This is a genomic window from Candidatus Phytoplasma fabacearum, from assembly GCF_030586805.1.
GTDB classification, from domain to species: Bacteria; Bacillota_I; Bacilli_A; order Acholeplasmatales; family Acholeplasmataceae; genus Phytoplasma; species Phytoplasma fabacearum.
On sequence record NZ_JAOSIM010000034.1, the window covers coordinates 1 to 3,003 of the forward strand.

General features: G+C 26.9%; 3 protein-coding genes. All 3 read left to right on the top strand.

Annotated features, from left to right (window positions below; translation table 11 throughout):
- Window positions 1-66: 66 nt before the first annotated feature.
- The 3 genes from OC705_RS02350 to OC705_RS02360 all read left to right on the top strand — a co-directional run bounded on the left by OC705_RS02350 (window position 67) and on the right by OC705_RS02360 (window position 2,435).
- Window positions 67-195 (top strand): hypothetical protein, encoded by a 129-nt coding sequence (locus OC705_RS02350; protein WP_304512310.1) that lies wholly within the window; start codon window positions 67-69, stop codon window positions 193-195.
- Between the two features lie 139 nt (window positions 196-334).
- Complete coding sequence (locus tag OC705_RS02355; protein WP_304514059.1) at window positions 335-856, top strand: DJ-1/PfpI family protein; 522 nt, start codon at window positions 335-337, stop codon at window positions 854-856.
- Between the two features lie 85 nt (window positions 857-941).
- The gene (locus OC705_RS02360; protein WP_304512312.1) at window positions 942-2,435 is read left to right on the top strand and encodes a 2-hydroxycarboxylate transporter family protein; all 1,494 of its coding nucleotides are present in this window, start codon (window positions 942-944) and stop codon (window positions 2,433-2,435) included.
- The last annotated feature ends 568 nt before the right edge of the window (window positions 2,436-3,003 follow it).

A 3,003-nucleotide genomic window follows, 5' to 3' on the forward strand; every position in this document is an offset into this window, starting at 1 on the left:
CTGGAACAAGGTTAACGACCTTGATAGGGCGAAAGAAGTCAGTAATTTATTGTTTATTGATAAATTATGGAAAGCCGGATGCTGGGAAACTTGCTTGTCCGGTTTGGATGGGGGCTATTTGTAATAGCTATCAGAAAGACAAATTTTGAGATCGAAACGCAAATAATCTATATCTATATAATAAAAATAAATTAAAGTTAAAAATAATTTTAATTATTATTTAAAGTTTTGAAAGGAGGTTTTTAAATTATTAAATTTTAAAAAAATCTTTTGAAACAGAATTTTTTAAAAAATATATATTATGCGAAAGATATAAGATAAGGGGAATTGTTTTATGAAAGGATTATTAATTTTGCAAAATGGTTTTGAAGATTGTGAAGCCTTGGCAACAAGAGCTTTATTAAAAAATAATGGATTTGATATTACGACTATTACATTTAATAATTCTTTAGATGTTGTTTCTGCATCAAATTTAATGGTTAAAGCTGATTTATCGCAAAATGTTATTTCTCATGAATATGATTTTTTAATCATACCAGGAGGTCCATATGTTAAAAATGTTATAGAAAAAGAACATGACTTGTTGCTTAATATTTTAAGTTTAATTAATAATTTTGCAAATGATAATAAATTTATTGGGGCTATATGTGCAGCTCCAGCTTTTTTGGGAAAATTAAATTTATTAAAAAATCATTCTTTTACTTGTTTTCCTGGATATGAGAGTTATATTAAAGAAGGAGAGTATTGTGTTGATAAAATGACAGTTTTAAGTGGTCAATTTGTTACTTCACAATCACCTTGGACAGTTTTAGATTTTGCTAATGTTTTATTAAATATATTTAATAAACAAAAATAAATTTAATATTAATCAATCTTTCCCATATATTTTTTATTTTAAAAAGATTTTGATAACAAATAAAAATAGGAAGTAGTTTGTATATATGAATATAAGTAGTTCTATTAATGATTCAACTTTTCATTCTTATAAAAAACCTAAATTAAAAATTTTAGGTTTTTCAATCTGGTTTGCATTAGTTTTATTAATGATTTCTATAATACATATTTGGACATCTTACGATGCTTATAAAGGACAATTTAATGCATCTTGGCATAATTTAATTTCAGTTTTGTTATTTACTATGATTTTAGCCGAAATATTAAAAGTAATAGGTAACAAAATTCCTATTGTTAAAGATATGGGCGGAGGAGCAATTTTTTGTTTATTATTGCCAGCTTTTTTGTTTAATTATAATTTTTTCCCTCGCAATTTAGAAACATCATTAATGCAATTTCAATCTGCATTTCGTGAAAGAATATCTTTTTTTAATAAAAACAGTAATATAGGTTTTTCTGAATTTTTCGTTGCTTCATTGGTTTGCGGAAGCCTTTTAAGTATTGATAAATTTATTTTAAAAAAAAATGGACCTAAATTTTTATTTTTAGTTATTTTATCTTTAATATGTTCGGGTTTAATAACAGGTATTTTAGGAATATTTTTAAAACCTATTGGTGGTATCGATAATGTTCCTGGTAGTCATCATAATAGTTTTTTAGATGCTATATTTTTTATTTTTGTTCCTATTTCTTGTGGTGGTTTAACGTGTGGTATTATTCCTTTAATAAAAGTATTTTCACAAGGAATAGTTCGTTTTGAAGATGCCTTTAAAAATCATATTATTACTTCTTTATTAATTGGCGGAATTTTAAGTGTTATGTTTGGAGGTTTAATTAAAAAATTTTTTGGTAATTCAGAATATAGCAGCCCAGAAGGTGAATTAGATAAAAACAATATACATAAATTAAGTAGTAATCGATTTAATTCTCTTAAAAACGAATCAAAAGATAATAATTCTGATTTAAGTTTTTTAAATATGAAAATGGGGTTATTGATTATTTTCGCTTTATACGCTTTAAGTAGTATTTTTAGAACTTTATTATTAAAATTATGGCCATCTTCTAACTTAGAAAAATATGTACCTCCGACTATTATTTTTTTAGTTATTTTAGTATTATTAATTAAGTTTTTTGATTTGATTTCAGAAAATTATATTCAAAATATTAATCAAGCATCTAAATTTATTACTCAATCATTTTCATCTTGTATTTTGGTAGTTGTTGGTATTAATATTAATATATTAATGATTATTGACCGAATTTCTAATTTATCTTTTTTATTTACTTGTATTGCTTGTGTGTTTACTACTGCTTTAGCATCTGCTATAATCGGTAATAAAATGGGTTATTATCCTGTTCAAGCTTCAATTGCTGCTGGACTTTGTGCTAATAGTATTGGTGGCGCAGGTAATTTGGCTATTTTGGAAGCTTCTGATTCTTTAGAATTATCACCTTATGCCCAAATATCTACTCGTCTTGGTGGAGATTTAACAGTAATTGTAGCTAGCATTTTTTTCCCATTATTTTATTTTATCAATTGATGAATGTATCTTTTGATAGATAATCTTTTTTAACAAAAATTGTGGAATATTTAATTAAATTAGCTCTTATGTCTATAGAAACTGAACTTTTATGTTATCCTTCTGGGCGCCAAAGAAGCCTAAATTTCGTGCTATTTAACCAATAGCCAGGGGCGATAAACTCTGAATGGATACGGTCGGTCAGTCAAACGAGAGAATGACAGATTACAGCAGATCATAAAAGCGGGTTGCGACGAAAGCAAATTAGTCAAGAAGATTCCGCCACCGAATAATTCTATGGAGAAGCCTGCAATGGCCTAAGAAAGAAAATGGATGTAATTAACAAACCTATTTGTAAGTTGCTTTACTCAGATAGTCCAGAGTCTGCCAATATAAAAGAATGGTATTGGGCAGTTTATCACCCAACAAACCTGGAATCCTACCATTATCCAAAATGGTCATTTCCCCTAAAGAATTAAGGTAGAAATTTAGTGTAACTTGGAGAATCCTAAAACTAAGTAATTAAGTTTACTAATCCGGAAATAAAAGTCTGGATGGTCAAGGATAAAGAATCTTTTTAGTAGTCGTA

Bases quoted from the DNA above. Each gene is read 5' to 3' on its own strand.
- OC705_RS02360 (WP_304512312.1), top strand. From the start codon at position 942: ATGAATATAAGTAGTTCTATTAATGATTCAACTTTTCATTCTTATAAA.
- OC705_RS02355 (WP_304514059.1), top strand. From the start codon at position 335: ATGAAAGGATTATTAATTTTGCAAAATGGTTTTGAAGATTGTGAAGCC.
- OC705_RS02350 (WP_304512310.1), top strand. From the start codon at position 67: ATGGAAAGCCGGATGCTGGGAAACTTGCTTGTCCGGTTTGGATGGGGG.